The sequence below is a fragment of the Sphaerospermopsis reniformis genome (assembly GCF_005402885.1).
Taxonomy (GTDB): domain Bacteria; phylum Cyanobacteriota; class Cyanobacteriia; order Cyanobacteriales; family Nostocaceae; genus Sphaerospermopsis; species Sphaerospermopsis kisseleviana.
In genome coordinates, this window is the sequence record NZ_BJCE01000440.1 from 1 (window position 1) to 2,240 (window position 2,240).

Annotated in this window: 2 protein-coding genes and 1 pseudogene; 1 reads left to right on the plus strand and 2 read right to left on the minus strand. The window is 34.2% G+C overall.

Annotated features, from left to right (window positions below):
* Both FFR48_RS27410 and FFR48_RS27415 read right to left on the minus strand, forming a co-directional pair.
* Window positions 1-383, minus strand: a pseudogene (locus FFR48_RS27410) (ATP-binding protein); the annotation flags it as partial.
* 9 nt (window positions 384-392) lie between these two features.
* Entirely contained in the window at window positions 393-1,457 is a 1,065-nt protein-coding gene (locus FFR48_RS27415) for a helix-turn-helix domain-containing protein (RefSeq protein ID WP_137669529.1), read from the minus strand.
* A gap of 202 nt (window positions 1,458-1,659) precedes the next feature.
* Between FFR48_RS27415 and FFR48_RS27420 the strand changes: the two genes are divergently transcribed.
* Entirely contained in the window at window positions 1,660-1,974 is a 315-nt protein-coding gene (locus FFR48_RS27420; RefSeq protein ID WP_137669530.1) for a hypothetical protein, read from the plus strand.
* Window positions 1,975-2,240 lie beyond the last annotated feature (266 nt).

Sequence of the window (2,240 nt, forward strand, 5' to 3'; positions counted from 1 at the left end):
ACACCGCACGCCACACCGTACGCCACACCGTACGCCACAAAAAACGCCACAACTATCACTAGACCTAGCCAGTTAATAGACAAGCCTAATGCTTGGAGAAACAAACAAATTAATATAGCCGTAATTATTGTTAAAATTACACCTTGAACTAGGAATTTAAACTGAACAGAATCTTGACGTAATATATCTATTCTTTTACTCCAATTCATTTCTTTTGCAGGAATATAACCCCCGCCAAAGGTATCAACATACCACCGTAAAGCCTGGGGAAAGTAAAACACCCAATACAGCAACAGCAGATAATCTAAAGGATTCCATAAAGAGAGAGGACGGCGTAATTTAGGGGCTAAATCTAAACGGGGTACGGGAGATTGTTTATTCATAATAGATTCTTAATTATTAGATTCAGAATATTTTTTATACAAATTATAACAAAGTTGGGTTAATGTTTGTGGATGTCCACCACTTTCTTGAATCAGTTGTTGAATATCTGCTTCTGTAAAATCAATCGTGGTTGGTTTTAACCGCTTGGTAATAAAATTACGGATAATTGTTTCATTCCAAGGAAGAATATCTATTTGTTGACAAATATCTTCTAATGGTGATGTGTTACCATTACTTTGACTATCATTAAATAATGTTTTTAAGGGTTCATTAGCGGCAACAACTAATTTTAAACAAGCATTTTCCCCTTCAGCTAAACCCCGTAAATGATCCCTTACATCTTTTGTAAATCCTTCTCCATTTAGTTTACCAACATTATCTAAAAATAATAAGATTTTTTTGTTTTCCAAGTTTCTTGTAAATCTATAACCTTTACTGTCTGGGATACCAATTTTTTCACATATAGCGAAATAAAAATCTTCTTGATTATGAATAAGATTCATATCTAAAAAGACTGTTTGCCGTGGTAACTGTAAAAGGTTTTCTGATTTTTGGCAAACAGCATATAATAACGATGATTTACCAATTGCTGGTTCACCAATAATAGCAACACTACTGTAATTATTGAGAAGTTCAAATATTTGCTTGCTTTCTCGTTCTCTCCCAAAAAAATTTTCTGCGTTTTTTACTCTGCCAATGGTGGGAATGAAGGGATTTTGGTTATCTGTATCTGGAAGATTTACATTAGGTGTTTGTATGGGTGGATTATTGACATTTATATTTAAATTATTTAAATATCGTTCTACCTCTTCCTGAAAATTATTCTTATTAATATCTTGTATATTTAATCGATTTCTAATTTTCTTAATTAGTCTTGTACCTATTTCTTTCACATATTCCTCTGAATATGGGTCTCCATTAGGTTTAGCTATAAAAGCTGGCATTTCATTATAAGTTTTGCCATCCCAAATCTGTACAAAAACTTTTGATTCTATAGAATCAATCGAAATTAATCCTTTTGTTTTTTCTTTCAATATTTCTTTAATAGATTCTAATGCTTCTTCGGCTTTCATCTTAAACTGGTTGAGTTGGTAGAGTAGGTTTTATCCTTAAGTTTCATATTTTACAATAAAACCCACAGAATCCAACATTTACTTACAAATTTTTGATATTTCCCACAAAATCCCACATTTACCCACATCCCACCTAATCAGCATATACCCCAGGCAATGATAGAGACATCAACAAAAGACAAACACTTGAGGAGTGTAAACAATGTCTCAGCGCCAAGCAGAAAAAGAAAATGCTACCCAGTCCAACAACACCACCAAAATCAAAATTATAGATGCTGTGGTTGAAGTTGTTAAAAATCTTACTACATCAACCCCAGTGGAAATAGCTAAAATTGCAGGTACAACCATAGAAACAATTGTTAAAGAATTATCAGAATCTGGAGATAAACCAGCTGCTATCCTCTTAGCGATCGCTGTTTTAATTCTAGCCACTTCAGTACCTATGTTTGTATTGAAACTATCACCCAGTCAAATAAATCCACCTGTTGAAACTTCCCAAGTCAAACAACTGGAATAAAACCTGTGAACAGTCGTCTTTAGACGACGTTTGCTATGAGACTCCGAATTAATTCGGAGGTGGATATTGCTACTAATGCAAGGTTTCAGGAACTCACCTCTTACTGTGGAGAGGTACAATTCATCATTCCCTAATCTATTTTTGCAGTTATGATCTAAAACAGTGTGCAAATCTACCAACTGCAAAAAGACTTATGAGTTTAAATCGTCGTCATTTCTTGGTTTTACTGGGTGCTAGTGCGGGTGCTTTTCTTCTCGATAGTTGCG